Annotated in this window: 20 protein-coding genes and 1 tRNA gene; 12 read left to right on the forward strand and 9 right to left on the reverse strand. The window is 70.3% G+C overall.

The features are described 5' to 3' along the window. Positions 1-84 precede the first annotated feature (84 nt). A complete protein-coding gene (locus tag OG534_RS11570; RefSeq protein WP_326593560.1) occupies positions 85-579 on the reverse strand; it encodes a response regulator in 495 nt (164 codons plus the stop codon). Between the two features lie 82 nt (positions 580-661). Between OG534_RS11570 and OG534_RS11575 the strand changes: the two genes are divergently transcribed. The 5 genes from OG534_RS11575 to OG534_RS11595 all read left to right on the forward strand — a co-directional run bounded on the left by OG534_RS11575 (position 662) and on the right by OG534_RS11595 (position 8,246). Beyond that, positions 662-733: transfer RNA gene (locus OG534_RS11575), tRNA-Arg, on the forward strand. Positions 734-847: 114 nt separating this feature from the next. Further along, the gene (locus OG534_RS11580) at positions 848-4,408 is read left to right on the forward strand and encodes a DEAD/DEAH box helicase family protein (RefSeq protein ID WP_326588001.1); all 3,561 of its coding nucleotides are present in this window, start codon (positions 848-850) and stop codon (positions 4,406-4,408) included. 5 nt (positions 4,409-4,413) lie between these two features. Continuing rightward, positions 4,414-5,964, forward strand: coding sequence for a restriction endonuclease subunit S (locus OG534_RS11585; protein WP_326588002.1), 1,551 nt, complete (start codon positions 4,414-4,416; stop codon positions 5,962-5,964). Next, entirely contained in the window at positions 5,961-7,520 is a 1,560-nt protein-coding gene (locus OG534_RS11590; protein WP_326588003.1) for a type I restriction-modification system subunit M, read from the forward strand. The genes OG534_RS11585 and OG534_RS11590 overlap by 4 nt, the downstream gene beginning before the upstream one ends. A gap of 75 nt (positions 7,521-7,595) precedes the next feature. Further along, complete coding sequence (locus OG534_RS11595) at positions 7,596-8,246, forward strand: hypothetical protein (RefSeq protein WP_326588004.1); 651 nt, start codon at positions 7,596-7,598, stop codon at positions 8,244-8,246. 54 nt (positions 8,247-8,300) lie between these two features. Here the strand turns inward: OG534_RS11595 and OG534_RS11600 are convergent, their stop codons facing one another. Continuing rightward, a complete protein-coding gene (locus OG534_RS11600) occupies positions 8,301-8,894 on the reverse strand; it encodes a Uma2 family endonuclease (RefSeq protein WP_326588005.1) in 594 nt (197 codons plus the stop codon). An 81-nt stretch (positions 8,895-8,975) separates the two neighbouring features. Then, positions 8,976-9,590 (reverse strand): ATP-binding protein, encoded by a 615-nt coding sequence (locus OG534_RS11605; RefSeq protein ID WP_326588006.1) that lies wholly within the window; start codon positions 9,588-9,590, stop codon positions 8,976-8,978. A 185-nt stretch (positions 9,591-9,775) separates the two neighbouring features. Between OG534_RS11605 and OG534_RS11610 the strand changes: the two genes are divergently transcribed. After that, the gene (locus OG534_RS11610) at positions 9,776-10,648 is read left to right on the forward strand and encodes a helix-turn-helix domain-containing protein (protein ID WP_326588007.1); all 873 of its coding nucleotides are present in this window, start codon (positions 9,776-9,778) and stop codon (positions 10,646-10,648) included. Continuing rightward, complete coding sequence (locus OG534_RS11615) at positions 10,645-10,848, forward strand: DUF397 domain-containing protein (RefSeq protein WP_326588008.1); 204 nt, start codon at positions 10,645-10,647, stop codon at positions 10,846-10,848. The genes OG534_RS11610 and OG534_RS11615 overlap by 4 nt, the downstream gene beginning before the upstream one ends. A 76-nt stretch (positions 10,849-10,924) precedes the next feature. On the opposite strand, the gene OG534_RS11620 is transcribed toward OG534_RS11615, so the two are convergent. The 4 genes from OG534_RS11620 to OG534_RS11635 form a co-directional block, all read right to left on the reverse strand. Then, positions 10,925-13,201 (reverse strand): hypothetical protein, encoded by a 2,277-nt coding sequence (locus tag OG534_RS11620; protein WP_326588009.1) that lies wholly within the window; start codon positions 13,199-13,201, stop codon positions 10,925-10,927. A 219-nt stretch (positions 13,202-13,420) separates the two neighbouring features. Beyond that, the gene (locus tag OG534_RS11625; protein WP_326588010.1) at positions 13,421-15,895 is read right to left on the reverse strand and encodes a helicase-associated domain-containing protein; all 2,475 of its coding nucleotides are present in this window, start codon (positions 15,893-15,895) and stop codon (positions 13,421-13,423) included. Between the two features lie 513 nt (positions 15,896-16,408). After that, positions 16,409-17,842 carry an ATP-binding protein gene (locus OG534_RS11630; protein ID WP_326588011.1) on the reverse strand — a complete coding sequence of 478 codons (1,434 nt, stop codon included), beginning with the start codon at positions 17,840-17,842 and terminating at the stop codon, positions 16,409-16,411. Positions 17,843-18,225: 383 nt separating this feature from the next. Continuing rightward, entirely contained in the window at positions 18,226-19,524 is a 1,299-nt protein-coding gene (locus OG534_RS11635; protein ID WP_326588012.1) for an MFS transporter, read from the reverse strand. A gap of 259 nt (positions 19,525-19,783) precedes the next feature. Between OG534_RS11635 and OG534_RS11640 the strand changes: the two genes are divergently transcribed. The 4 genes from OG534_RS11640 (at position 19,784) to OG534_RS11655 (ending at position 22,535) form a co-directional block, all read left to right on the forward strand. Then, positions 19,784-20,794 carry an XdhC family protein gene (locus tag OG534_RS11640; RefSeq protein WP_326588013.1) on the forward strand — a complete coding sequence of 337 codons (1,011 nt, stop codon included), beginning with the start codon at positions 19,784-19,786 and terminating at the stop codon, positions 20,792-20,794. 524 nt (positions 20,795-21,318) lie between these two features. Beyond that, positions 21,319-21,816 (forward strand): DUF2975 domain-containing protein, encoded by a 498-nt coding sequence (locus OG534_RS11645; protein WP_326588014.1) that lies wholly within the window; start codon positions 21,319-21,321, stop codon positions 21,814-21,816. Next, the gene (locus tag OG534_RS11650; protein ID WP_326588015.1) at positions 21,816-22,121 is read left to right on the forward strand and encodes a helix-turn-helix domain-containing protein; all 306 of its coding nucleotides are present in this window, start codon (positions 21,816-21,818) and stop codon (positions 22,119-22,121) included. Before OG534_RS11645 ends, OG534_RS11650 begins: the two co-directional genes overlap by 1 nt. An 18-nt stretch (positions 22,122-22,139) precedes the next feature. Continuing rightward, positions 22,140-22,535: a DUF6479 family protein gene (locus tag OG534_RS11655; RefSeq protein ID WP_326588016.1), complete on the forward strand. Its 396-nt coding sequence runs from the start codon at positions 22,140-22,142 to the stop codon at positions 22,533-22,535. 103 nt (positions 22,536-22,638) lie between these two features. On the opposite strand, the gene OG534_RS11660 is transcribed toward OG534_RS11655, so the two are convergent. Continuing rightward, positions 22,639-23,523, reverse strand: coding sequence for an ATP-dependent DNA ligase (locus OG534_RS11660; RefSeq protein ID WP_326593561.1), 885 nt, complete (start codon positions 23,521-23,523; stop codon positions 22,639-22,641). Continuing rightward, entirely contained in the window at positions 23,523-24,419 is an 897-nt protein-coding gene (gene ligD / locus OG534_RS11665; protein WP_326588017.1) for a non-homologous end-joining DNA ligase, read from the reverse strand. Before ligD ends, OG534_RS11660 begins: the two co-directional genes overlap by 1 nt. Positions 24,420-24,455: 36 nt before the next feature. Between ligD and ku the strand changes: the two genes are divergently transcribed. Then, on the forward strand, positions 24,456-25,607 hold the full coding sequence (ku, locus tag OG534_RS11670; protein ID WP_326588018.1) for a non-homologous end joining protein Ku: 1,152 nt from the start codon (positions 24,456-24,458) through the stop codon (positions 25,605-25,607). Positions 25,608-25,691: the final 84 nt, after the last annotated feature.

Here is a 25,691-nt window from a genome sequence, read left to right on the forward strand (position 1 = left end):
CGCACACGCGCACGAAGGCGCGGCGGGCACACGCGCAAAGGCAAAGGGGGTGCAGAGCGCGCCAAGCGTCTCGGGGGGCGGGTGTCACCTCCCCCTCCCGGCGGGCGCCCCTTTTCTCCCGTCACGCCGGTCCTTGCGCTCGACCAGCCGCCGCACGACCCGTACCAGCTCGGCGGGCTCGAAGGGCTTCGCGAGGAAGGCATCCACCCCGGCCGTGATCCCGGCCTCCACCTCCTGCTGCGTGCAGGCACTGACGATGGCCAGGGGCACGTCCCTGGTCCGCGGATCGGCCCGCAACTGCGCGGCGGCCCCGAACCCGTCCAGCCGGGGCATGACCACATCAAGGGTGATCACATCGGGAGCCACACGGTGCACGACGTCCAGACACTCGGCACCATCGTTCGCGGTCACGACCTCGAAGCCCTCCAGCTCGAGATTGACCTTGATCAGCTGCCGGATGACCTTGTTGTCGTCGACAACAAGCACCCGGCCTGAGACGCCTGGCACAACTCGAGAGTAGGTCGAGCCGAGCCCCCGCGTCCGGGTTTTTGCCACTTCCACCCCCTGCGGGCGACCCACCCCCTCCTCCCCCGGAAACAGGTTCCTGATCACCCCGAGGAAGCTGGTAGTGTTCAACCCGTCGCCGCACAGCGAACGACGCGCCCCCGTAGCTCAGGGGATAGAGCAACGGCCTCCGGAGCCGTGTGCGCAGGTTCGAATCCTGCCGGGGGCACTTCGCAGGAAGTGCCAAAGAGACCCTCCAAACAGTGTCATTACTGTTCGGAGGGTCTTCTTGTGTTTCGCACCATGGATACCCGCAGACCAGCATTCGGGGGGGACCGACACCGTGGACGACAGACTCCGCGACTTCGCGAAGGGATCACCGAACTTCGGGGTCCTCTACCAGCATCAGCCGCTGCTCTCTCTTTACGGCGCTTCGGCGGAAGCCACGGTATTCACTCACCCGAACTCGTCCCTGGTCCAGGCCGGCCAGTTCGGTGAGGTCCTCGCCGAGGAGCTGATCACCCGCATCGGTATGCGGATCGAGGGCGACCGGCAGGTCGACCGGCTGACCGCGCTGACGCGCGCCGGCGTACTCGTCCCCGAGATCCGTGACGACTTCGACCGGCTGCGCCGCGACCGGAACAAGGCCGCGCACAGCCACCTGTTCGACACGGCACGGGCCCTGGCCGCCGTACGCGTCTGCTACAAACTCGGCCTCTGGTTCCACGACGCCATCGAGGGGCGGCGGACGGTCGCGGAGTTCGTACCGCCCACCGATCCCGGTGACAGCGCACAGGTCACGGACCCGGCCGAGCTGGCCGAGCTGCGGGAGGCCCTCGACGGCCACCGTCAAGCCCTCACCCAGGCCCGGACCCGGCTCGCCGAGTCCAGCGACGCTCTCGAAGCCGAGCGCAAGGCGCGGGCCGAGGCCGAGCACCTCATCGCCAGCGCCGACGCGAACAAGAGCGAGCTGCTGGCCCGCGTCGAGCAGCTGACCTCGCAGATCGATGAGCTGCGCACCACTCAGCAGACGAAGTACGAGGCTGCCCGTCAGCAGCCCCGGCAGGTGGACGCCAAGCGCCGCGAGGCGATCATCCACCGTGCGCAGCGGCCGGCCCCGCTCAATGAGGTGCAGGCCCGCGACGCCATCGACGGGATGCTGCGCGCGTCCGGCTGGGTCGTGCAGGACCGCGACCAGGTCAACCCGGAGGCGGGTCAGGGCGTGGCGGTCCGCGAGTTCACCCTCGCGACCGGCCGCGCGGACTACGTCCTGTACGTCGACGGGCACATCGTGGGCGTGGTCGAGGCCAAGCGCGAGGGCGACCACCTGTCCAGCGCCGTCGAGCAGAACGACCGTTACGCGTCCGGAGTCCTGAAGGAGCACCGCCTCGCGGTCTGGCGCGAGGCGGAGCCCTTCGCGTTCCGGTACGCGACGACCGGCACCGAGACGTACTTCATCAACCGCCTCGACCCCGACGCCCGCTCCCGCGAGGTCTTCTCGTTCCACCGGCCGGAGACGGTGGCCGCGTGGATGCGGCGTGCCGAGGAGACACCGGGCGCCCTCACGTTCCGTGCGGCTCTGCGTCAGCTGCCGGTACTGGAGGCCAACGGCCTGCGCCTCGCCCAGATCGACGCGATCACCGGTCTGGAGAAGTCCCTGGGCGAGGACCGCGCGCGGGCGTTGATCCAGATGGCGACGGGCGCGGGCAAGACCTTCACAGCCGTGGCGCAGACGTACCGACTGCTCAAGCACGCCAAGGCGCGCCGGGTCCTGTTCCTCGTGGACCGCAACAACCTGGGCAGGCAGGCGTACGACGAGTTCCGGAAGTTCACGACGCCCGACGACGGCCGCAAGCTCTCCGACATCTACAACGTCGACCGCCTGGGCGCCGCCGGACTCCAGGACACCTCGTCGGTCACCATCTGCACGATCCAGAAGATGTACTCGCTCCTGCGCGGGGAAACCCTCGCCGAGGACGAGCAGGCGGACGAGGCCGCGGACAGCGAGGCGTACGAGGACACGTACGCGACCGACCTGCCGATCGACGTCTCCTACAACCCCGATGTGCCGATCGAGTCCTTCGACCTGATCATCGTGGACGAGTGCCACCGGTCGATCTACGGCCTGTGGCGGGGCGTCCTGGAGTACTTCGACGCGCATCTCGTCGGTCTGACCGCCACGCCCACGCTCCAGACCCTCGGCTTCTTCGGCCGCAACCTGGTCTCCGAGTACACCTATCCGCAGGCGGTCGCGGACGGGGTGAACGTCGACTTCGACGTCGTACGGATGCGGACCGACCTGCGCGAGAACGGCGGCGCGAAGATCGAGTCGGGTACGACGGTACGGATCAAGGACCGTAAGACCCGGCGGCAGCGCTACCAGGAGCTGGACGACGACTTCACGTACACGATCGGGCAGATCGGCCGGTCGGTGGTCACGGTGGACGAGATCCGGGCGGTCCTGACGGCGTATCGGGACAACTGGCAGCGCTGGTTCCCAGGGCGTAGCGAACTCCCCAAGACCCTGATCTTCGCGGTCGGCGAGGACCACGCCGAGGACGTCCTGGCCCAGGTCAAGGAGATCTTCGGGCGTGGGGACGACTTCGCCAAGAAGATCACGTACAAGAGTCGCCAGGCTGGCGAGGACCCGGACGAGCTGATCCGCGCGCTGCGGACCTCGCCCCGGATGCGGGTCGCCGTGACCGTCGACATGATCGCGACGGGTACGGACGTGAAGGCCCTGGAGTGTGTCATCTTCCTGCGCGAGGTGCGCAGCGCGGTGCTCTTCGAGCAGATGAAGGGGCGCGGCGCCCGGACCATCGACGCGACGGAGCTCCAGGAGGTCACGCCGGACGCGGACGCGTCGGTGCGCAAGGACCGCTTCGTGCTCGTGGACGCGGTGGGCGTGACGGACTCGCCGCTGGTGGACGCCCGCCCGCTGGTTCCGGCGGGTGAGCGCCAGGTGTCGCTGGCCAAGTTGCTCGACAAGGCCGGTACGAAGTCCATCAGCGCGAACGAGGCCGAGATCCTGGCGGGCCGGCTGGCGCGCCTGAACCAGCAGCTGACGACGGAGGAGCGCGACCAGCTGACGCGGGCTGCGGGCGGGCAGACGCTGTCCGAGATCGCGGGGGCGATCGTCAAAGCAGTGGACCCGGACCGGCAGGAGCGCGCGCTGGACGAGGGCGGCCAGGCGGCTGCGCGCGCGCTGATCGAGAACGCGATCGCGCCGCTGACGGAGCGGCCCGAGCTGCGTCGGCACATCATCGAGATCCGGCGGGACAAGGACTACGTCTTCGACGAGTTCACGCCCGTCGCGGTGACGGATCTGAACAAGATCCCGCGCGAGGAGCGGGCGAAGGAGCAGGTCGACCGCTGGAGCCGGCTCCTGAAGGAGGAGCGCGACCGCATCGCGGCGGTCAGCATCGCCCTGACGAGCCCGCGATCGGTCTCGCCTGCGGAAACGTACGCGGCGCTCCAGGAACTGGCGCTGGAGATCCGCCGCCCGCACTTCGCGTGGACCCCGAAGGTCCTGTGGACGTATTACGAGGACTTGGGCGCGGCGGCGCACTCCCCCGGCCGTGAGGCGGGCGTCCCGGATCTGATCTCCCTGATCCGGTACGAGCTGGGCGTGGACGAGGAGCTGCGGCCGTACCGGGAGACGGTGGAGGAGCGCTTCGAGGCGTGGCTGCTGAAGCAGAGCCAGGCCGGGGCGGAGTTCTCGGAGGAGCAGCTGTGGTGGCTGCGGTCCATACGGGACGTGGTGGCGAGTGATGTCGGCATCAGTACCAAGGAGTTCAACGCGGAGCCCTTCAAGGGGAAGGGCGGGGGGCGCGGTTTCCAGCACGCTTTCCCGGGGCGGGACGTCCGGTCTCTGTTGAGTGAGTTGAATCGAGAATTGGCTTGAGCGGGTTGAACAACGTCGAGCTTCCGACGGGGTGGAGTTGGGTCGCTCTGGGAGACATGGCAAATTCCGTGAAGAACGGAATCTATGTCTCGCGACCCGGCACTGAGCCTGACGGGGTACCCATCCTTCGCATCAGCGCGGTGCGCCCCATGCAGCTGAGTACATCCGATCTCCGTTACACAGGCATGTCGTTGGACGAGGTTGAGGCGAAGGACGGGATCGCTAAGCCCGGGGACCTTTTGTTCACCCGATACAACGGGAACATCAAGCTGGTCGGTGCCTGCGCTCGGGTACCTGACCATGCCCCCGTCGTGGCCTATCCAGACAAACTCATCCGGGTTGCTCTGCCTGCCGAGGTCGACAGTCGCTTCCTCTGCTATGCATGGGCCTGGGCCGAAACGCAGACCCAGCTGCGGCAACACGTGAAGACGACCGCTGGGCAAGCGGGCATCTCGGGTAGCTCTCTCAAGAGCATCCGGCTTCCCCTCGCCCCGCTTGCCGAGCAGCACCGTATCGTCGAGGCACTCGAAGACCACCTTTCCCGCCTCGACGCAGCATCAATTTCACTCGCTCACGTACAAGCCTTGATCCCACTGCAGCGCCGCTCTCTCTACACCACAGCCACAGAAGGAAGACTGAACACCGGAACCGCCGATGTTGTTCCGGATTTCCTGAAGCAGCGTCGCGAATTCTGGGAATCCACGCAGGTGAAGAAATACAAGGAACCTGCTGCACCCAACCTGGACCACACCCCCCAATCCCCGGACAGCTGGACCGTTTACAGCCTGGAAGCCCTCACTGACCCGGTCCGACTCATTCGCTACGGCATTCTGATGCCGAAGGTAAAGCACGACGGCACGGTTCCCTACGTGGAAGTAAAGGACCTTAAGGGATGCTCGCTTCACGAAAAGAAGCTGCACCTGACGAGCAAGGATCTTGACGAACAGTTTGCGGGTGCGCGGATCCAGCCAGGTGACGTCCTCCTAGCCGTGCGAGGTTCGTACGATCGATCGGCTGTCGTCCCATCAGGCCTGAAGGGCGCCAACGTCAGCCGCGATGTCGCTCGACTCGCGCCGCTTCCAGGAATCGATCCTGAATATCTTCAACTCTATCTTCAAAGCAGCTTCACGCAGCGGTACCTGAAGGCACATGCCCGTGGTGTGGCTGTCAAGGGTGTCAACATTGGTTCAATTCGGGCTCTGCCCGTAGCTGTACCTCCAATCGCCACTCAGAAGCAGATCGTCGAGGAAGTACAGCAGCAGACTACGGCGATCGCGGCTGCCGCGAGAGCAGTAAAGCTCTCTTCTGCCAGGAGCGCCGTTCTGCGAGGAGCCTTGTTGAACCGCGCCTTCACCGGGCGGCTCGTCCCGCAGAACACCTCCGACGAGCCCACCTCTTCCGCGCTCGACCGTATGCGGGCCGAGCGCGAAGCACAGGGCGGCAAGGCCAAGCGGGGCACCCGCCGGCCGCGTAAGGCGGCCGAAGCCGCGCCGCCCCCGGCACCCGCCTCAACCCCCTCCCCCGCCACCGCCGTTCAGCAGGAGCTTCCGCTGTGACCCCCGCATCCCCCGCCCTGGCGCACGCACAAACCAACACCCTGGTCGCGAAGCTCTGGAACTACTGCAACGTTCTCCGGGACAACGGCCTGTCCACCATCGAGTACGTCGAGCAGCTCTCCTACCTGCTCTTCCTCAAGATGGCCGACGAGATCGCCTCCGATCCCTTCACCGAGGCCGAAGCGCGGACCGTCGTACCCGCCAAGTACGACTGGCAGTCGCTCGCCTCCAAGAAGGGCATCGAGCTCGAAGTCCACTACCGCGAGATTCTGGCCGAGCTCGGCAAGAGCCCCGGTACCACCCTCGGCCGGATCTTCGCCAAGGCGCAGAACCGGATCACCGAGCCCGCCCTCCTCGAAAAGCTCGTGGTCGAGCTGATCGGCAAGGAAGACTGGACGATCCAGGGCACCGACCTCAAGGGCGACGCCTACGAGGGCCTGCTGGCCAAGGGCGCCGAGGACACCAAGACCGGCGCCGGCCAGTACTTCACGCCCCGCGCGCTCATCGACGCCATGGTCGACGTGATGCAGCCCCAGCCGGGTGACACCATCACCGACCCCGCCTGCGGAACCGCCGGCTTCCTCATCGCCGCGCACGCCTACATCCGCAAGCACCACATGCAGAACCTCTCCCGCGAGGAGCGGCTCGCCCTTGGGGACGGCAAGATCTGGGGCAACGAGCTGGTCACCGGCACCGCCCGCCTCGCCGCCATGAACATGCTGCTCCACGGCATCGGCGACGCCGACGGCAAATCCCTCATCACTGAGGGGGACGCGCTCGCCGAACAGCCCAAGCAGCATGCTTCCCTCGTCCTCGCCAACCCGCCCTTCGGCAAGAAGTCCGCGATCACCATCGTCGGCACCGACGGCAAGGCCGACAAGCAGGACATCTCCTACGACCGAGATGACTTCCGCGCCACCACCACCAACAAGCAGCTCAACTTCCTCCAGCACATCATGTCGTTGATGGAGATGAACGGCCGAGCGGCAGTCGTCCTCCCGGACAACGTGCTCTTCGAAGGCGGGGCCGGCGAGAAGATCCGGCGTCGCCTACTCGAAGACTTCGACCTCCACACGATCCTTCGTCTGCCCACCGGCATCTTCTACGCGGGCGGCGTCAAGGCCAACGTCCTCTTCTTCGAGAAGAAGCCGCCCCGCAGCGGAGGCGCGCACAACACCTCGAAGCTCTGGGTCTACGACTTCCGCACCGCCAAGCACTTCACCCTCAAGCAGCACCCGCTGACTCGTGCTGCTCTGGAGGAGTTCGTCGAGGCCTACCTACCGGGCAAGGACCGCAGCGAGCGTGTCGAAAGCGAGCGCTTCAAGTGCTTCGAGTACGACGAACTCATCGCCCGCGACAAGGTGAACCTCGACATCACCTGGATGAAGGACCCGGCCCTCGACGACGCCGACAGCCTGCTGCCGCCCGAGGTGATCGCGCAGGAGATCGTTGAGGACTTGCAGGCCGCGCTCAGCGAGTTCGCCGCGATCGCGGAGGCGCTCGGTGGCGAGATCTCAGCCGATACTGACGAGATCCAGCCAGGCGAAGGCGCCTGACCCGCAACTGAGTTGACCCGCCCCCGTCCCGCCGGAAGTCTTGATCTCGATCAATCAGCGAGACGGGGGCATCCCATGGCAGTTCCGCAGCCACAGACGCGCGAGTTCCAGGCATTCAAGACCAACATCGAGTACGCCCGGAAGATGGTCCTCGCCGGCCAGAGCCTGGCCGCCTTCCAGTCCCCTGTCTTCGACATCGGCGACTTCTACCGTGCCGCGTGGGTGCAGGCGGTCAGCGCCATCGACCACTGGTTCCACGAGGAGCTGTACCGCCGGGTGGCCGACCTCGCCGCCTCGGACAGTCCTGGCATGCCGTACCAGCTGACGAAGTTCGAGCTGCCGCTGGAGAAGGTCGAGGAGGTCCGGCGGGGCACCACCACACTCGCCGACGCCGTGTCCGAGCACGTCAAGGCGAAGTGGGCCAACGCCTCCCTTCAGAACCCGCGCAAGATCAGCGAGGCGCTGAAGCTGGTCACGGAGGAGAACATCTGGGGCAAGGCCGCAGTTCAGCTCAACGAGTGGAACCACGGCCGCACGGGGATGACCGACCAGACCCTCAAGAAGCAGTACATCTCGATCACCGACCGTCGCAACAAGATCGCCCATGACGCGGACCTGCTGGACGGCGACCTCAAGCGGCGCCGCCCCATCTCCGACGCCGACGTGACGGACGCGATCGACTGGATCGAGCGGATCGCTCTCGCGATCGCCAAGGTTCTCGGCTGACCTCTGGGATGGGCGAGGGCGCTGTGGACTGCTGCCCGTGGCGCCCTCGGCGTCTCAAGAGCCGGGCGGCGTGCCGTACAGGGGAAGGCCCGAAGTGGGCAGGTCGCCGCCGAGGTCGTCGGGCAGCGGGACCGGTTCGCCGTACTTCCCGTGGACGACGCCCTTGTACTCGCCTTCTCCCGGACGGGTGAACAGGGACCACGTGCCCGTGCGGGGGTCGATCTGCAACAGACGGACGACACGTGCTGCCGCGTACCACGCGGTCTTCTCGTTGATCCCTCTCAGCCGCTCGCTGGGCGAGATGACCTCTACCGCGAGGGCGATCGCGTCCGCCTCCAGGAGCCAGCCGTCGTCCTCCTTGAAAGCGCGGGGACCGATGGTCAGGTCCGGGGTCGCGTAGTCGTCCGGATCGTCCGGCATGGGGACGGACACGTTCTCGTAGGCCTCGTACGCGGCGGCAAGGCTCGGACGGATGGCGTCGCGCAGGTCGATGACGGTCCCGGCGTGCTTGCCGCTCGGGCTCGGGGACATCATGAGGGTGCCCCCGATGATCTCCACGCGCATGCCGGTGACCCGCTCGATCTGCTCGGCGGCGTCGCGCAGGTGTCCGCGGCGGACGGGGATGGGGTGGTGGACCGGGTCCGCCACGGTGTCGCCTCCTTGCCTGCGGGAAGTGAGTGCGGGGCCTGGGTGTACATCGCACTCGGCACTCGTACGGCGCGTTTCACCTTACGGCAGCCCTCGTACGGCCAGCGGTTCCGCAGCGGGCAGGCACAGCGGCGGGCCCTCGTCCAGGCCGAGGACGACGGTCAGGCCGCCGGTGGCGTGGCGGGCCGTCCGTACACTGCGGACCGCGCGCCAGGCACCCCAGACGCGGATCTGTTGGCCGGGGCTGACCGTGACCGCCGCGATCTCCCTCGATGAGGGGGTGGGGACGAGGTCCGGGGCTTTCAGCTCGGACCAGACGGTCTTGCCGATGCCGCCCGCGCGTGCGCTGACGCCCCAGCGGTGGCTGAGCTCGTCCACGAGCCGTAGCCCCCGGCCGCGTTCGTCTTCCGCGCCGGGGTCCCTGAGTTCCGGCCGGCCCGACCCGGCGTCGCTCACCTCCAGGCGCAGCAGCCAGTCCGTCGAGGAGTGCGCGATCCGTACGCCGACTTGGCGGTCGCTGGGTGCGGGTGCGCGCAGGGCGTTGGTCACGAGCTCGGAGAGGACTAGTTCGGCGGTCTGGAGGAGGTCGTCCCCCGCGCCCCAGTCCCCGAGTAGGGCGTGCAGTGCCGCGCGGGCCCTCGGCGCGCTGCGGTGGCGGCGGGAAAGACGGAACACAACTTCGCTGAGTGAGGTCACAGCAGTCCCCTGAGGGTTGATGGCTGTTGATCAAGTCGCCTTGCGTTCAGCGGGGTTCGACCCCGTCCGCTGAGCGTGCCTCGCCGGATGCGATCCGTGCAATATTGAATGCCGCAGAATCGCAAGGTTCACTCCATCGGGAAGATTTGCTGTCCCAAGAGCGGTGCTCTGGTAGGGAGTTACTTATGCCGAACGTGAAACCCTCCACCGTGCTCGGTCGCCAGCTCGGCGACGAACTCCGGCGCCTACGCGAGGCGGCGGGTCTCACCACCGCCGCTGCGGCAAAGGCCCTCGACTGCACCGGTGGCAAGATCAGCCGGATCGAGAACGGTCATGTGCCAGTCCGGACACCAGATCTCGTAGCGCTCATGGACGCCTACGGGGTGACCGATGCCGAGACCCGGGATCGGCTGGGCGCCCTGGCCCAGAGGGCCAATCGTCGCCGTCGTGAGGGCTGGTGGCATCAGTACGGATCGGTTCTCGCTGACGCCTACCGTGACTACATCGAGATGGAAGACATCTGCGACAGCATCAGGACCTTTCAGGCCCAGCTTGTACCGGGGCTCCTCCAGACCGCGGCATACGGGCGAGCTGTCACCGTCGCCTCACGCGCGTGGCACAGTGCCGAGGAGGTCGAACAGTTCGTTGAGGTGCGCCTGGCTCGACAGGAGAGGCTGGCCGGCGAGCGGCAGTTGGAGCTCTGGGCCGTCCTTGCCGAAGGGGTGCTCCGCCAGCAGGTGGGTGGACCGACAGTGATGCGTGATCAGCTGGAGCACCTGGCAGACATGGGGGAACAATCCAACATCACCGTCCAGGTACTGCCGTTCTCGCGTGGGGCGCACTCAGGTATGTTCGGCCCGTACCTGCTGATGAGCTTTCCACGGGTTGCAGCGCAAAACCTGGTGCTGACGGAGACCCCGACGGGCAACATCTGGATGGAACAGGAATCCGAAGTCGCCCGGTATCGCGAGCTCTTCGACGACGCTCGTACCTCCGCGTTGCCGCCCACGGAATCGCTCGGGTTGATCCGTCGCATCGCCAAGGAGCACAGACCATGATTCAGGACCCCTCCCCCATGCCCGACCTCACGGCAGCGTCGTGGCGCGTCAGTAGCTACAGCGGCGGCCAGGGTGAGTGCGTCGAGGTCGCCGACAACGTCCCCGGCATCGTCCCCGTCCGCGACAGCAAGCGGCCCGCCGGGCCTGTGATCGGGTTCGGGGCCGGCGCCTGGCAGGCGTTCGTCACGCAGGTGCGCTGACCGGTCGGCCCGGTGACAGGAGTCGGGCGGGCGCGGGCCCCGGCCCCGCGCGGCCCCGGCCCGGTGTTCACGTCGGTCAGCGCCGCTTGCGTTTCCCGCCCGCGCGCTTGGCGGGCTTCTTCCTGCCCGGGGAGCGGGTCGTACCGCTGGTCTCGAAGGCCCGCCAGGCGCGACGGGCCTGTTCGGCGGTGGCGCGGTCGGGGTGGTGTGAGAGCTGCTCTGCCAGGAAGGCGGACGCGTAGGGGTCCGACGCCGTGAGGGCGGTGAGCAGGGCCGGGGCGCCGCCGGGCCAGGCTGCCGCGGCCTTGTCGAAGGCGGCGTGGACCTCGGCGAACAGCTCGGGCTCCTCCTCGTTCGCAGCCGCCGTCATGCGGTGGTCGAGGGATGCGGCGCTCCGTACGGCTTCGAGCGCGTCGACCAGGTACACCGCGCGGGCCGACAGCGGAACGGCGGAGGCATCGGGCCCCTGGCCGCGTGCGTGCAGGGTGTGTTCGGCCCAGCCGCCCAGGACCGGGTCGGCCAGCAGTGCGTACAGGGCCTCGTCGGGTACGGCCGTCGCGTCGAGAGTGGCGAGCAGCGCTCGCCGCCTGGCGGGCTCGTCCTCGGGGCAGGCGGCGGAGATCGCCGCGAACAGAGGGGTCCATCCGCCGGTGCGCTGCGCGGCCAGCCAGTCGCCGACGGCCGGGCGGGCGGCCCGCTTCGGCCACCACTGGGCTGCCGCGACGAGCCGTTCCGCGTCCCAGGCGAGCATCTGCTCCCGCGTGGGGAAGACATCGGCGGCTTCGCCTCCGAGGCCCAGCAGGAGGGCATCGCGGAGCAGGGCGGAGCCGAGTGGGGTGAGGCTGAGTGCGTCTCCGGCCCGTTCGGTCATGCCCAGAGCGGCCAGGCGGTCCATCAGGCGCACGAGGCGGGCAGCGGACGGGATCAGATCCGTACGGTCGGACTCGGTGAGTGCCGGGAGTCCCAGGAGCGCGGACAGGGCCTGGGGGTCGGGCAGTTCGTAGTCTCCGGTCGCCGGGACGGACGTGTCGGGGTCGCTCTCATGGCCCGGCGGCACGAACCACATGTCGTTCAGGGCTGCCATGCGGGCCACGGACTGCGCCATCCCCGCTTGTTCGCACAGGAGGTAGAGGGTGATCAGATGCTCGCCTTCGTACTCTTCGGCCGTCTCCTCTTCCTCGGCTGGCTGCGCCAGTAGGGCACCGAGCAGGTTCAGGGCCAGTCCGGTCAGCTCGGCGGGGCCACCCTCACGCCAGGCCTCGGCCGATGGCCCCGCGCTCGGCGTGCCGCCCTGCTCCCGCACCAGGAACCCGCTCGCCAGCGCCAGTTCGCGCGTTCGCTCGTCCGCGCCCTGCGGATCGGCGGCGGCTTGCGCCAGGAGCTGGGGCAACGGGGCGGAACGCAGCAGCGCGGCCTGTTCCTCCGGGGAGGCCGGCAACGGGGCCGGGGGCAGCGGCGCGAAGGCGTCGCCAAACATCTCCAGGTGCTGGCCGGCCATGGCCTCGACGAGGGCGAGGAGAGGGGTGGCAGCGCTGCCACCGCTCGGTGCCAGGTGCGCGAAGGGGCCGCGTAGCAGGGTGTCGAGCCCGGCTGCGGTCCAGCGATCGGCGAGCACGCCCGCCTGCTCGTCGTACCAGTCGTCCCTCTCGTCGTCCGGCTTGCCTACGGGGGCATCGGCGACCAGCAGGCCCTCTCCGGGGCGGGGCCGCACCTGCTGGGCCAGCGCCACGGCCTCCAGCCGTGCGGCGAGCAGCGGACGGGCCTGCCTGGAGCGTTCCGCGCACAGCGCCTCCACGTATGCCGCTTCGGCGAGCGGTCCGTTCGGAGAGGAGGAGGCGGAGGAGGCGAAGCCGAGCGCGGCGTGCCGCTCGGGGTGCGGGCGCGTCGCGGCGAACGCCTCCAGCCAGTCGCGCACAGCCCGGGGATCGGTGGCGTCCACGCCCGCGGCGCGCAGCAGGTTTCCGTACAGCCGCGGCCAGGTGAGGCGGCGGGGGCTCGTCATCGCCTGGGTGAAGCCCTCGGCGAGCTCGTGCACCCGGGCCATGAGCTTCGCGTGCCGCTTGGCATTGAGGCGGCCGGCCTCGTGGGTGTGGTCGACGAGCGCAACCAGCGCGGCCACGAAGCCCGGCAGTTCTTCCTCGGTGGCGCTGACGTACAGCGGGAGCAGGATGTGCAGCAGTTCCTCGGCCAGCTCCTCGGTGGGCTCGGGCAGGCCGGTCCGGCGGCGTGCCTCGCCCAGCGCGAGTAGACCGAGGACGGCCTCCGCCGCCCGCACGTCCAACGGGGTGCCTCGCTCTTCGGCCCGGGCGAGGAACGAGTCCATATCAAGGAGAAGTGGCGTGGCGGTGTTCATCCCGGCAGCCTAGCGACGCGGCACGGCCGCCCGTTCCCATCGGCGGAATCCGGGACGGCGAGCGGGGCGCGACGCGCGAATACACGCCATCGATGCCATGCCCTGCGCCACCGCCCCTCGACTCGCCCGACCCTGTCACCGTGCTCACCTCCGCTCCGGAAGGCCTGACGGCGCTGTGCGGCGGTCGGGTCACCGTCATCGAGGTCTGACCCACGCGTCCTAGCCGGCCGAGGTGAGTGCGCAGGCCAGCGCGCGGGCGCTCGCCGGGACGCCGCGGACCGGCTTGCCGTACACGGGGTGAGCCTGGTCCAGGGTGGGCAGGAGGCTCGGCGCGCGGTCGGTGGGGGCGCGGTCGAGGACGGTGGTGCCGGTCTCGGCCTCTTGGGTGGGGGCGTAGCCGGCCGTGCGGAGGGCTGACAACGTCTCCTCCGGCGGGGCTGTGGAGATCAGGACCGTGGGGGCGATCCGGCGCAGGCGGAGCTTGGCCAGGCCGCGGGCCTGGGCCACCTCGGCGATCAGGGCGGTATCGTCCGAGCGGATGCAGCAGGCGGAGCGGACGACCTTGAGCTGTCCGTGGGTACGGGCGGTGTCCTTGATCGTGTAGGCCAGCGGCTGCGGCAGCATTGTGCCGCGCTCGCTCGCGGCCGTGAGGCGGTCGAGGAGTTCGTCGGCACTCCAGCCGGAGTCCAGGGCCCGGCGTACGGAAGCCGCGGTGATCCGCCAGACCACCGCGTGGCCCTCGGATTCGATATCGCCTACGGCGGAGAGCAGGTCGGCGAGGACGGGAGCGGGCGCGCCGGTGACGGTGGCGGTCAGGTCGCTCTGGAACCGCGCCGTGTCGCTGGGTGCGGGCAGGGTGGCGTACAGCGCCTCGCGCAGCGCGGTCACCGCCTGGGCCAGGGCGGGGCGGGTGGTGAGGTCCTCGCCCACGCCCTCGGAGCCGCGGGCGGCCGGGTTGGCGCCCGCTCCCGGCACGGCCGGGTAGTGGTGGGCCGCCCCCGCCTCCAGCAGGCGGCACAGGGCACGGCCGACGGGGGTGAGCGCCCCGTGGGCGACCACGCCGAGCAGTGCCGCCTCCTCCAGGGTGGCGGCCAGCCGGTCGAGTAGTTCGTCCGCACCGGTCAGTGTTCCGGTGCCGTCTCCGGCCAGGTTGGCGCGCAGGGCTGGCCTGAACCATGCGGCCAGAGCGAAGAGTTCGGCATGTCCCTGCGCCTCCCCGGTGAGGCCCTGTCCGTCGGGGAGGGTGGCGAGAGCCCGCAGTACCCCGGTGCGCAGGGTGACCGCCTCCTCGTCCTGCGGGCTGATCAGCGCGACGGGGGTCTCGTCCGGGTCCGGCCAGTGGCTGAGGACTTCGGGGACCACCACCCAGGCAGCCAGCAGCGGCAGCAGCTTGCCCGCCGCCGGGGCGGCGGCCCAGGCGTCGTAGCGGTCGCTGGGCAGCAGCCGGGCCGCGGGCTTGGGGGCCTTGGAGTTCCGGCCCCGGGCGGCGGGGGCCGGCTCCTCGTTCTGTGGTGTGGCGAGCCCCGCATTCACGGCGAGGTCGAGCCACAGCCGGGTGTCGGCCTCGTCCGCCCCGGCCGCCTTGGCCAGCCGCCGGGTGTCCCGTACGGCGATCCCGCCCGCCTTGCGGATCGCGACGGGCTGGGCGGCCAGCGCCCGCAGGACCAGTTCGACCCGCCAGGCGGCCGCCGCGGCGGCCGTTCCGCCCTCGCCCTCCCAGCCGGGCGGCAGGGGCGCGGTGGCGGTGAGCGGCTCCGCCTCAAGCCGGGGGCTGGGTGCCGCGCCCTCATCGCGGAGCGCACGGGCGACCTCGTACGGAAGCTCCACGAGGTCGAGCCCGACGGGGACCAGCAGCCCGCGTGCGGCCAGCCAGTCGGTGCCCTCGTCGCCGCTGCCGCCCTCTCGGAAGACGTACTTGGAGTCCGGGGCCGCGTACTGCGCCCCGTACCGGCTGACGAAGCAGTGGGTGCGCAGCAGCGGCGGGCCGGGCACCAGGTGGTCCAGCAGTTCCTGAGCCCGGGCCGGGGCACCCGCCACGAGAGGCCGCACCAGGGCGGGGTCGGCGAGCACGGTGGTGATCAGCTCCTGCGCCTGGTCGCGGGTACGGGCCGCGCCCTCGCCGAAGAGGGTGGCGGCGATCCGCTTGACCTCGGGGGCGTTGTAGGCGGAGGTCAGCAGCCAGTCGGCGGTGCGCCCGTAGCCGTCGAATCCGGCGGCCCGGACGTGCAGCAGCGGCGGCAGCGCCAGTTTCCCCTTGGGCGCGGGGAGCAACAGCGCGCGCTCCCGCAGTCGGGCGAGCGTGTGCTCCGCCCGCCGCCGCTCCGCCCCCGGCTCGAACCAGGCCAGTACGTCCCGCTCGGCCACCAGCCGTTCGGCGGGCTCCACCGGCGCCACGGGCCGGTGCTGCTGCCAGGGATAACGGGGCCCGTCCTCGGCCTCGCCGCGGGCCACGGGTCCGTGCCGCTCCAACGCCAGGGCGGCGATGGAAGCCAGCAGTTCCAGTTCGCCCGCGGTGCCCGCCATCAGGCCGTGGCCCACCGACTCGTCGGTGAGCAGGTGTTCGGCCAGTTCGCGGAGTGTGGTGATCCGCCGGTACTCGGCGGCGAGCGGCAGATCCCGCTCTTCCAGCAGGGCGGTGAGTCGCTCGGCATCCAGGGTGCCGAGCCATTTCGCCAGGGCGGTACGCGCGTTCACCCGGCCAGCCTAGCGCCGGCGACCACCCCGCAGGGTTGAACCAGGCAGCACTCGAGGATCACCGCAGCTCGGCGACGTCCCAGCTCCCCCCTTTCAGGGCCTCCACCACGACGTGCTCGCAGTTGACCGTCAGGTCCCCCGCCGGCGCCGCCCCGGCTGCTTCCGCTCACCCTCGCCCACGCGATCGGCTCCCGGATGGCGAAGAGCCTCCCTCCCCGGCATCGCGCGTCCGCACGCCGGGCTCGGGAAGCCGACGAGGCGCTCTCACCGCCGCATGGGACAGGCGCCAGTCAACCGGCATCGCGCAGACCGGGCACCGACGCCCTCGGCAGGCGGCGTCACGCGACGGCGCTGATCCCGGGTGGTGGAGCCAGACGCAGCGCTGGACAGCGCGTACACCGCCTCGTGCATGGGCTTCGATGCTCGGAAGGTTCTCAGAGGACGGTCGATGCCTACTGCCACAGGGCGTCCGAGGTCGGTTCCGTCACCATGATCACCTTGGCGGTTCCCTGACTACCGCCAGGCACGAACAAGGTCTTCCGGACCCCAGTGCGCCGCAAGAGGCAGACCGGCCTCGACACCGCAACGGGACACCGCCACCAGCGCCGTGTCCGGCTCGGCACCGGGCACGGCGAGCATGTCCCGCACCAGGGCGTCGTACTCACGTCGGCCGAACGGCTGCGACTCCAGCCACTTCACCGAGCCGATGAACTGGACCTGCCCCGCAACGGGTTCGCGGTCGGCTCCGATCAGGTCGATCTCCGGGTTGTTCTGCCGGTTCCACCAGCCCCCGACCGCCTCCGTCTGCGGCCACATCTCGTCGGGCAGCAGCCGCAGCAGCGACTCGCGGACGACCGGCTCGACGGCCCGGCCCCGCCAGGTCGTCCACGACCGCTCGATGCGCTCCAGCGCCAGATCACCGCGACCGCGCTCGATGAGCGGGATAGCGCGCTGCAGGAAAGCCAGCCAGAACCGAAGATACGGATCGGCGATGCGATAGCGCTTGTTCTTGCTGTCCGCCTTGACCGAGAGCGGCAGGTCAGCGGCCAGTACTCGCTTGGCCAGCAGCGTGTTCAGCAGCGGAGACAGCGTGCCCGAGGGCAGCGCGCCGGCACCACCGGCTTGTGCGGCAATGGTGGAGAAGGTCCGCTCGCCGCTGCCGACCGCTTCCAGGATCGCGCGTGAGTGGGACGCCTCGGGAAACTCCCCCAGCAGCGACAGTTCGCCCGCCACCAACAGCGGCGCAAGCGGGTTGGACACAGCCTCGCGCAGGAAGTCTCTGCGGCCCATCCCCGGGCTCCAGGACTGAACGATCTCCGGGAACCCTCCGGTGATCAGCAGCGCGTCCACCGCTTCCGCCGCGTCAAGGCCGGTCATCGCCTGCACATCGGCCAGATGCAGCGGCTGCACGGTCATCTTGGCCGCCCGGCCGAAGAAGGGGCGGCCATAGGACTGCAGCGCCTCCATCACCGACATGTCACTGCCGACCAGGATCAACAGGACGGGCTTGGCGGACAAGTGCCGGTCCCAGACCGTCTGCAGCGCCCCCTCGAACTCCCCGTCCTGTTCGACCAGCCACGGCACCTCGTCGACCACCGCAATGCTCGGGGCATCGTCTGGAATCGCGACTGCGAGGGAACGCAGTGCCTGGTTCCAGTCGGCGGCCTGCAGCCCGGCCACCAGCTCAGCCCCGGGAAGAGCGGAATGCGCCAGCGTCGCGGCGAAGTCCGCCCGCTCGGCCACCGCGTTGCGTCCCCGGGTCGCCTGGAAGACCACGTACGGAAGCCCGGAACGGTCGCAGAACTCCTGGACCAGACGAGACTTCCCCACCCGGCGTCGGCCCGTCACGACCACAGCCTGACCACGCGTGGCCCGCGTACCGCCGACCACCAGGCCCAGCTGCCGAGCCAGCTGATCCAGGTCGGCAGACCTGCCCTTGAACTCCATCAGCGCCCATCCCCAGCACTCATTAAACGCAGGTTCGATATTACGTAGATTGAATCTTACTTAGACTCTAGCTCGCTTCTGACGTCCTCGTCGGCAGCCCCGCCGAGACGGAGGGGAAGGAACCCGCGCGCCGGCGCCTCAGCCACCGAGGCCCACACCCTTCAGATTCTGTGACATTCAGCGCATTTCCGAATCGCGGGACATGCGTGGGACGGCAAGCCCGACAACCCATCAGCAAGGTGCCTGACCTGGGCAAACACCTGGGTACGATCCGGCCTCCGGAGCCGTGTGCGCAGGTTCGAATCCTGCCGGGGGCACTCCGGATTAAGGCGCTGACCGGCCCGCGCCGTTGGCATCATGCCGCCATGAACTGGCTGACAACGCTACGACATCGGGGTCCTGCGGGGGTTGGGCCGGCGGGAACTTCCGGGATGGGCAGGGACGTTCGGGGCGGTCGGGGGCTGGGCGGCGCGGCGGCGGCGACTGCGGCGGCTCAGGGGGAGGGTGGCGGCTGCTGCTGTCAGGGAGATCAGGCCGCCCGTGTACAGGGCCCAGCGCGGGCCCCAGTGTTCCGAGAGGAGGCCGGTCAAGAGGGCCGCCAGGGGGGTCGTGCCCTGGAAGATCAGCGTGTAGAGGGCCATCACGCGGCCCCGGTAGGCGGGGTCCGAGCCGAGCTGGACGCGGTGGTTGGAGGCCTGGGCGAAGTACATCATCGCGAAGCCCGTCAGGGCGAGGAGCACGCAGGCCGCGGGCAGGGTCGGGGCGAGGCCCGTGACGGCTTCCAGGGCTCCGAACGCCAGCGCCGAGCCGGTCACCACGAGCGCCGTCGGCCGCCCGCGCCGGGCGGTGGTCACGAAGGCCGCCAGCAGGGAGCCCGCCGCCAGTGAGCTGCTCAGCAGCCCGAAGGCGGTCGAGTCGGTGTGGAACTCCGTCTTGGCCAGGAGGGGAAGGGTGAGCTGGAAGTTGAAGCCGACCAGGCCGAGTACGCCGACCAGCGCCATCGGCAGGATGAGGTCGGGGCGCCCGCCGATGTAGCGCAGGCCGTCGACGACCCCGGCCTTGCGCGGCCGCACGGCCGCCCGGTGGAGTTCCGACGGCCGCATCAGCGCGACGCTCACCACCGTCCCCAGGTAGCTGACGGCGTTGATCAGGACGACCGCCGCCACATCGAGGCGGGCGATGAGGAAGCCCGCGATCGCCGGCCCGACGACGCGGGCGACGTTGAAGTACGCCGCGCTCATCGCCGACGCGTTGGGCAGCAGCTCGGGGCCCACCATCTCGCTCACGAAGGAGATGCGGGTGGGCGCCTCCACCGAGTTCACGGTGCCGAGGGCGAGCGCGAAGAGCCAGATGTGCCACAGCCGCACGTCCCCGATGAGCAGCCACAGTCCCAGCGCGAGCGCGAGGAACCCCGACGCCAGGTTCGCGAGCAGCAGGATGCGCCGTTTGTCGTAGCGGTCGGCCAGCCGCCCCCCGTACAGGGTCAGCAGGAGTACGGGCGTGAACTGCATCGCCGTCACGACACCCAGCGCCGTCGCCGAATCCCCCGACAGTTCCAGTACCAGCCAGTCCTGGGCGATGACCATCATCCAGGTACACGTCACCGACAGGAGCTGTCCGAAGACGAACAGCCGGAAGTTGCGCACCGACAAGGACTGGAAGGTGCGCCCACAGGTCTTCACGGTTCGGTCGGTTCCCTTTCCGCTGCGCCGCGGTGGTTCCGGCGGCGTCCGCGCACCACGGTCGCTCCCTCCACTCGATTCTCCGTCGTGTCCGCGACGGCGGTATTCCGGTGGTCCGTACGAGGGAGGTGGCGCCGGGTCTGTGGGTTTTGGGGGGTGGGTAGGGGTAAGGGGCGTGACTAGGGTGGTCACACAGGCCGCATTGTGCCGTTGACCTGGTGCTTTGCGGGGAGTGGCTCGCAGAAGGATGGGGCGGCGGATGCGTGAACTGGTGGAGACGGCGCGGCAGTGGCTGGCCGAGGGGCGGGCGGGGTATCTGGCCCGGCCCGTGACCGAGCAGGGGTTCGGGCCCCGGGATCCGGCCGGGGCGGTACTCGTCGATGCGCGGGGGGAGTGTGTCGGCGCCCTGTACCGGGGCGTCTTCGACGCCGAGCTGATCGCCGAGGTCGGGGCCATCGGGGCCATGGGGGCCGCGGCCGGCGGGGTTTCCGGGGGCACGGCGCGGGTGTGCGAGGTGTCCGTGCGCGGGCCGGAGGCCGAGGCGGCGAAGCTGACGTGCGGCGGGCAGGCCGAGGTACTGATCCAGCCGCTCGCGGCGATCCCCGCCGAGTGGTGGGAGCTGCTCGACGAAGGGGTCGGGGTGGCGTTGGTGACCCGGCTGAACGAGACCGCCGATCAGGCCACCAGTGAGGTCGTACGGGCCACCGATGCGGTACGTGATGAGGCCGGGCGGCGGGCCGGGGAACTGCTGGCCGTCCGGCGGCCCGGGCGCGACGCGCTGTACGGGGACTCCGGGCTGGTGCTGGTCGAGGCGTACCCGTCGGCCCCGTACGTGGTCATCGGCGGCGGCGGTGAGCTGGCCGAGATCATCGAGCGGCAGGCGCTGCTGCTGGGCTGGGAGGCCGTGCTGGTCACCGGCCGGGAGGAAGCGGCCCAGGTGATCGAGGCGCGCCGGGACGCCGCGTGCGTGGTCATGCTGAGCCACGACGAGGAGTTCGACGTACCGACGCTGCGGGACGCGCTGGCCGCGGGGGTCCCGTACGTCGGCGCGCTCGGGTCGCGCCGTACGACTGCGCGGCGGCGGGAGGGGTTGATCGGCGCGGGCGTGAGCGAGGCCCAGCTGGCGCTCGTGCACGGGCCGATCGGGCTGGACCTCGGCGCCCGTACCCCGGCGGAGACCGCGCTCGCGATCTGCGCCGAGATCCTGGGGGTGCTGGGGGCGCGCAAGGCGGGCGCGCTGCGGGATGCGGAGGGGCCTCTCAACCCGTGAGAGCGGCCGCGTAAGCCGGTCCCGTAAGACCGGTCGGGCCCCTGCGGCAGCCCCCCTGCACCTGCTGCACCTGCTGCACCCTCACGACGCCTTCAGCGATTCCGCTGACCGGTTCGGCCGTCGGCGGATCAGCGGATCAGCGAGTCAGCGGGTCAGCGGGTCAGCGCCCGTGGATCGGCCGGGCGTCGGTGGTCGGGACCCCTGGATCGGCCGCCGGGTCGGTGCGCCGCGCCCCCGGTCCGCGAGGCCGCAGCCCGCCAACTGGCCGACCAGGCCGTTTCCTGGAGGTCACCTTGCGGCCCAGATGTGGAGGGCCGCGAGGTTGAGGGGAGCACGGGCTCGCTCACGGGAACGACACGCCCCGCTCGCTCGGCCGGCGACCGCGACTGCCGTCCGGGCGGAGCGGGCGGGCTCTGCGCTCCTGCCCCCTGCCCCCTGCCCCCTGCCCGCCTACGCGGCGCAGGCATGCGGAACCTCCGCACCGACCCATTGACTATCGATAGCTATCAATCGATTATCGATATATGCATCGCTTCTTCATCACCGTGCTGCGCGGTGGCATCGCCATGGCGATCCTCTTCGGCCTCTTCGGTCAGCTCGTCGTCATCCCCACCACGGCAGCCGACGAGGTCGACCGCTTCCCCCCGTACGCCCCGTACGCCTTGCCCTACACGGTGGCTGCCATAGCAGGGGTCGCCTGCTTCCAGGTCGTCCTCGCTGCGGCGTGGAGGCTGCTCACCATGATCGAGCGTGATGCGATCTTCTCGTCGGCAGCCTTCCGGTGGGTCGACACCATCATCGGCTCCACCATTGCGGCGACGCTGCTGGCCCTCGCCGTCACCTGCCACCTGATGCTGGCCGGCATCCCCTCCCCCGATGACGGGATGGAGCTCATCAGCGCCTTGGCCGGCGCGACCGCGACCACCGGCATCGGGGCCTGCCTGGTCATGCTCATCGTCATCATGCGCAATCTGCTGCGCAAGGCGAACAACATGAAGAACGAACTCGCCGAGGTGGTCTGATGGCCATCATCGTCGATCTCGACGTGCAGCTCGCCAAACGCAAGCTTTCGGTCGCAGAGTTCGCCGCCGCCGTCGGCATCAGCCCCGCCAACGTCGCGGTACTGAAGAACGGCCGCGCGAAGGCGGTCCGGTTCACCACGCTCGACGCGATCTGCCGCACGCTCGACTGCCAGCCCGGCGATGTACTGCGCTGGGTGCCCGACGATGCGGATGCGGGTGAGGCCGTTGCCCACAGGTCGTCCGACCGGCTTGCCGGCCGGGCGGGGCAAGGGGACGGGGGCGGGAATGCGCAGATCGTGACTTAATGCGCAAAAATGGGCGACATGGACACGATCCTGAGCGTGGACGCGATCCTCACCGATATCGCGTGGTTCCTGTTCGCCGGACTGGCCGTCATCGGCCTGCTGCTCGGCGGCTTCAAGCTGGGGCAGCGGGTCCGGGCGAAGGAGCCGCCGCCGCCCGCCGCCGAGGACCAGCCGCACCTGCCGAACGGCGGGGCCGTCTACGAGGTCCGCGAGGAGCGGGACCAGGTGGAGATCCCCGAGGGCGGGCTGAGGCCGCACGAGATGCAGGGGTACGGAAACTTCGGGTCCACCACCTCCACCCATCCGGACGAGGTCCGGGCCGAGCGCGAGTCCGGGTACAAGCACGTCGAGGGGCCCGGCCCGCACCCGCAGCCCGGGGCGCCCCCGGACGCGGGGCGCGGCGCGCACTCCTGACCACCGGCCCGCCGACCCCACGGCCCGTCGGCCCGCCGGCCGATCCTCCCCCCGGCCCCGAACAGCGACCCATCCGGCCTCTGGCCCGTGCCTCCCGCGCGGGTCAGAGGTCCGTTCGCAGCCGGAGCACCTCCGGCGGCGGGTGCCGGGTCGAGGTGTGCCGGACCTCCGCTGTGAGGGGCGGGTCGAGGGGGTGGAAGGGGACCTCCCCCAGCCCGATGGCGGTGATCGTCGCCGTGGGTGGGGAGGGCGCCCGGCGCGCGGCCAGCTCCGCCGCCACCTCGGCGCGCAGCGCCGCCGTCAGCGGGCTCGACACCAGCGGGGTCTCGTCCCCGACCGGCAGCACGAGCACCAGGGCGACCGGCCGGCGCGGGGTGCCGGTGTGGCCGACGACCGCCGCGTCCCGGACGTCCGTGTGCCGCAGCTTCTGCCAGCCGCGCCGCCCCGCCGGATAGCTCTGGTCCAGCCGTTTCACGACCAGGCCCTCGATGCCGCTGGCGGGCAGGGTCTCGTACCAGAGGGCCGCCAGCTCCTGGTCGGTCGTCATCGGTACCGGCTGGAGCGGCGGGCCCAGCGGCAGGAGGAGGTCGACCAGGAGCGCCCGGCGGCGCTCGTACGGGCGGGTGCGCAGGTCGAGCCCGGCCAGTTCCAGTACGTCGAAGGCGGCGTACGAGGCCGGCAGGCTCTGCGCGAGCACGGCGGCGCGGGCCGCGGTGGCCGCCGCCCGCCGCTGCACCAGCGCGAAGTCCGTGCGGCCCGCGTGCCAGACGACCACCTCCCCGTCGAGGACCGTCCCGGCGGGCAACTGCAGGGCGGCCGCGGCCAGATCGGGGAAGGCGCTGGTCACGATCCGGCCGGAGCGTGCTTGCAGGGTCACATCGGTCTCCGAGCGGACGACGACGAGGCGGTGGCCGTCGAACTTCGGCTCGTACGCCAGTCCCGCCCCGCGCGGCAGGGTGCGTACGGCTGCGGCGAGCGCGACCTGGATCACCGCTGCCTCCCGGGCAGTCTCCCCGCGAGGTCGGGGTCCGTCAGCGGGCCGAAGAGGTCGCCGTCGCGGGCGAGGCGCGGCGCGATGTCGTCGGCGAGGAAGACCAGGTCGTCGGGGGTCCGGCAGGCCTCGACCTCCTCCCAGGAGACGGGCGCGGACACGGTCGGGCGGGCCCGCGCGCGCAGCGTGTAGGGGGCGGCGGTGGTCTTGGCGGCGGCGTTCTGGCTGTGGTCGACGAAGACCTTGCCGGGGCGCAGGGCCTTGGCCATGCGGTGCACCACCAGGTCGGGGAGCTCGCGCTCGGCCTCCTGGGCGAGCAGCTTCGCGTACGCGGACACGCGTGCGGACGCGGTCGGCTCCAGCGGCACGGCCAGGTGTATGCCCTTGGAGCCGGAGGTCTTGGCGTACGCGTGCAGGCCGTCGGCGGCGAGCCGGTCCCGCAGCCAGTGCGCGGCGGCGCAGCACTCGACGACGGTGGCGGGCGGGCCGGGGTCGAGGTCGATGATCAGGCGGTCGGCGACGGCGGGGCTGCCGGCCGGCCACTGGGGGGTGTGGAACTCGACGACGAGGTTGGCCGCCCACATGAGGGAGGGCAGGTCGGCGACGACGACCTGTTCGGCGGAGGGTTCGCCGGAGCGGGGCACGGCGGTGGTCGTCACCCAGGCGGGTGTGCCGGGCGGCGGATTCTTCGTGAAGAAGAGCTGGCCGTCCGGGCCGTCGGGATAGCGCAGGAAGGACACCGGGCGGTTGTGGATGTGCGGGAGGAGGAAGTCCGCGACGGTGGCGTAGTAGTGCAGCACCTCGCCCTTGGTGAAGCCGGTCTCCGGGTACAGGACCTTGTCGAGATTGCTGAGCGCGATGCGACGGCCCTCCACCATGGTGATCGGCGTCATACGATGAGACTGCCATGAAACGGGAGGAACCGGGCTATGCGATCCATCTGGAACGGCGCGATCTCCTTCGGCCTGGTCAGCATTCCGATCAAGCTCGTGAACGCGACCGAGAGCCACTCGATCTCCTTCCGCCAGATCCACCTCGCCGACGGCGGGCGGGTCCGCTACCGCAAGGTGTGCGAGCTGGACGGCGAGGAGGTGCCGACCGCCGAGATCGGCAAGGGGTACGAGGAGGCCGACGGGTCGATCATCCCCATCACGGATGACGACCTGGCGCAGCTGCCGCTGGCGACCGCCAAGACGATCGAGATCATGTCGTTCGTACCGGCGGACGAGATCGATCCGCTGCAGATGGACGCGGCGTACTACCTCGCGGCGAACGGGGCGACGGCGGCGAAGCCGTACACGCTGCTGCGGGAGGCGCTGAAGCGGAGCCGGAAGGTCGCGATCGCCAAGTACGCGCTGCGGGGGCGGGAGCGGCTCGGCATGCTGCGGGTCGTCGACGACGTGATCGCGATGCACGGGCTGTTGTGGCCGGACGAGATCCGGGCGCCGGAGGGGGTGGCGCCGGACGTCGAGGTGTCGGTGCGGGATGCCGAACTGGACCTGGCGGACGCGCTGATGGCGACGCTGGGCGAGGTGGAGATGACCTCGCTGCACGACGACTACCGGGAGGCCGTGGAGGTGATGATCGCGGCGAAGGCGGGTGGCGCGTTCGAGCCGTCCGAGGCCGTGGTGGAGCCGGCCGGGGGCCAGGTGATCGACCTGATGGCGGCGCTGGAGAAGAGCGTGCGGGCGGCGAAGGCTTCGCGGGGGGAGGCGGCGGTCTCCGGGGAGGGCGGGGGCGGGGGCGAGGCCGAGGTGACGCCGATCCGGCGGAAGGGGGCGGGGGCGGGTACGAGGGCGGCAGCGGGTACGAGGCCGGCTGCGGGTGCGGCTGCGCCGAAGGCGGTGGGCGGGAAGAAGTCGACGGCGACTTCGGCCAAGAAGCCGGCGGCGTCGGCCGCGACGAAGAAGAAGGCCACTACGGGCAAGTCGGCGGCCACCAAGTCCACTTCGGCAGCGACCAAGTCCACGGCGAAGTCAGCGGCGACGGCGAAGTCCACGTCCGCGACCGCGGCCGCGAAGAAGACGGGTGCGGCGGCGAAGAAGGCGTCGGCGACGCCGCGGAAGCGGTCCTCCGCCTGAAACGGGGAGAGTTGAGCGGGTGGGGCCTGCGGCGCCTTCCGCTTCCCCTGCCCGCCCCTTCCCGAAACCGGGGCTCCGCCCCGG

Origin of the sequence: Streptomyces sp. NBC_01294 (assembly GCF_035917235.1) — a bacterium.
In the GTDB taxonomy this organism is placed as follows: Bacteria; Actinomycetota; Actinomycetes; order Streptomycetales; family Streptomycetaceae; genus Streptomyces; species Streptomyces caledonius.

What these genes read in the sequence shown, in the direction of transcription:
- OG534_RS11650 (WP_326588015.1), top strand. Translation starts at nt 21,816, where the DNA reads ATGGCCATCATCGTCGATCTCGACGTGCAGCTCGCCAAACGCAAGCTT.
- OG534_RS11620 (WP_326588009.1), bottom strand. Translation starts at nt 13,201, where the DNA reads ATGAACACCGCCACGCCACTTCTCCTTGATATGGACTCGTTCCTCGCC.
- OG534_RS11630 (WP_326588011.1), bottom strand. Translation starts at nt 17,842, where the DNA reads ATGGAGTTCAAGGGCAGGTCTGCCGACCTGGATCAGCTGGCTCGGCAG.
- OG534_RS11615 (WP_326588008.1), top strand. Translation starts at nt 10,645, where the DNA reads ATGATTCAGGACCCCTCCCCCATGCCCGACCTCACGGCAGCGTCGTGG.
- OG534_RS11640 (WP_326588013.1), top strand. Translation starts at nt 19,784, where the DNA reads ATGCGTGAACTGGTGGAGACGGCGCGGCAGTGGCTGGCCGAGGGGCGG.
- OG534_RS11610 (WP_326588007.1), top strand. Translation starts at nt 9,776, where the DNA reads ATGCCGAACGTGAAACCCTCCACCGTGCTCGGTCGCCAGCTCGGCGAC.
- ligD (WP_326588017.1), bottom strand. Translation starts at nt 24,419, where the DNA reads ATGACGCCGATCACCATGGTGGAGGGCCGTCGCATCGCGCTCAGCAAT.
- OG534_RS11595 (WP_326588004.1), top strand. Translation starts at nt 7,596, where the DNA reads ATGGCAGTTCCGCAGCCACAGACGCGCGAGTTCCAGGCATTCAAGACC.
- ku (WP_326588018.1), top strand. Translation starts at nt 24,456, where the DNA reads ATGCGATCCATCTGGAACGGCGCGATCTCCTTCGGCCTGGTCAGCATT.
- OG534_RS11655 (WP_326588016.1), top strand. Translation starts at nt 22,140, where the DNA reads ATGGACACGATCCTGAGCGTGGACGCGATCCTCACCGATATCGCGTGG.
- OG534_RS11645 (WP_326588014.1), top strand. Translation starts at nt 21,319, where the DNA reads ATGCATCGCTTCTTCATCACCGTGCTGCGCGGTGGCATCGCCATGGCG.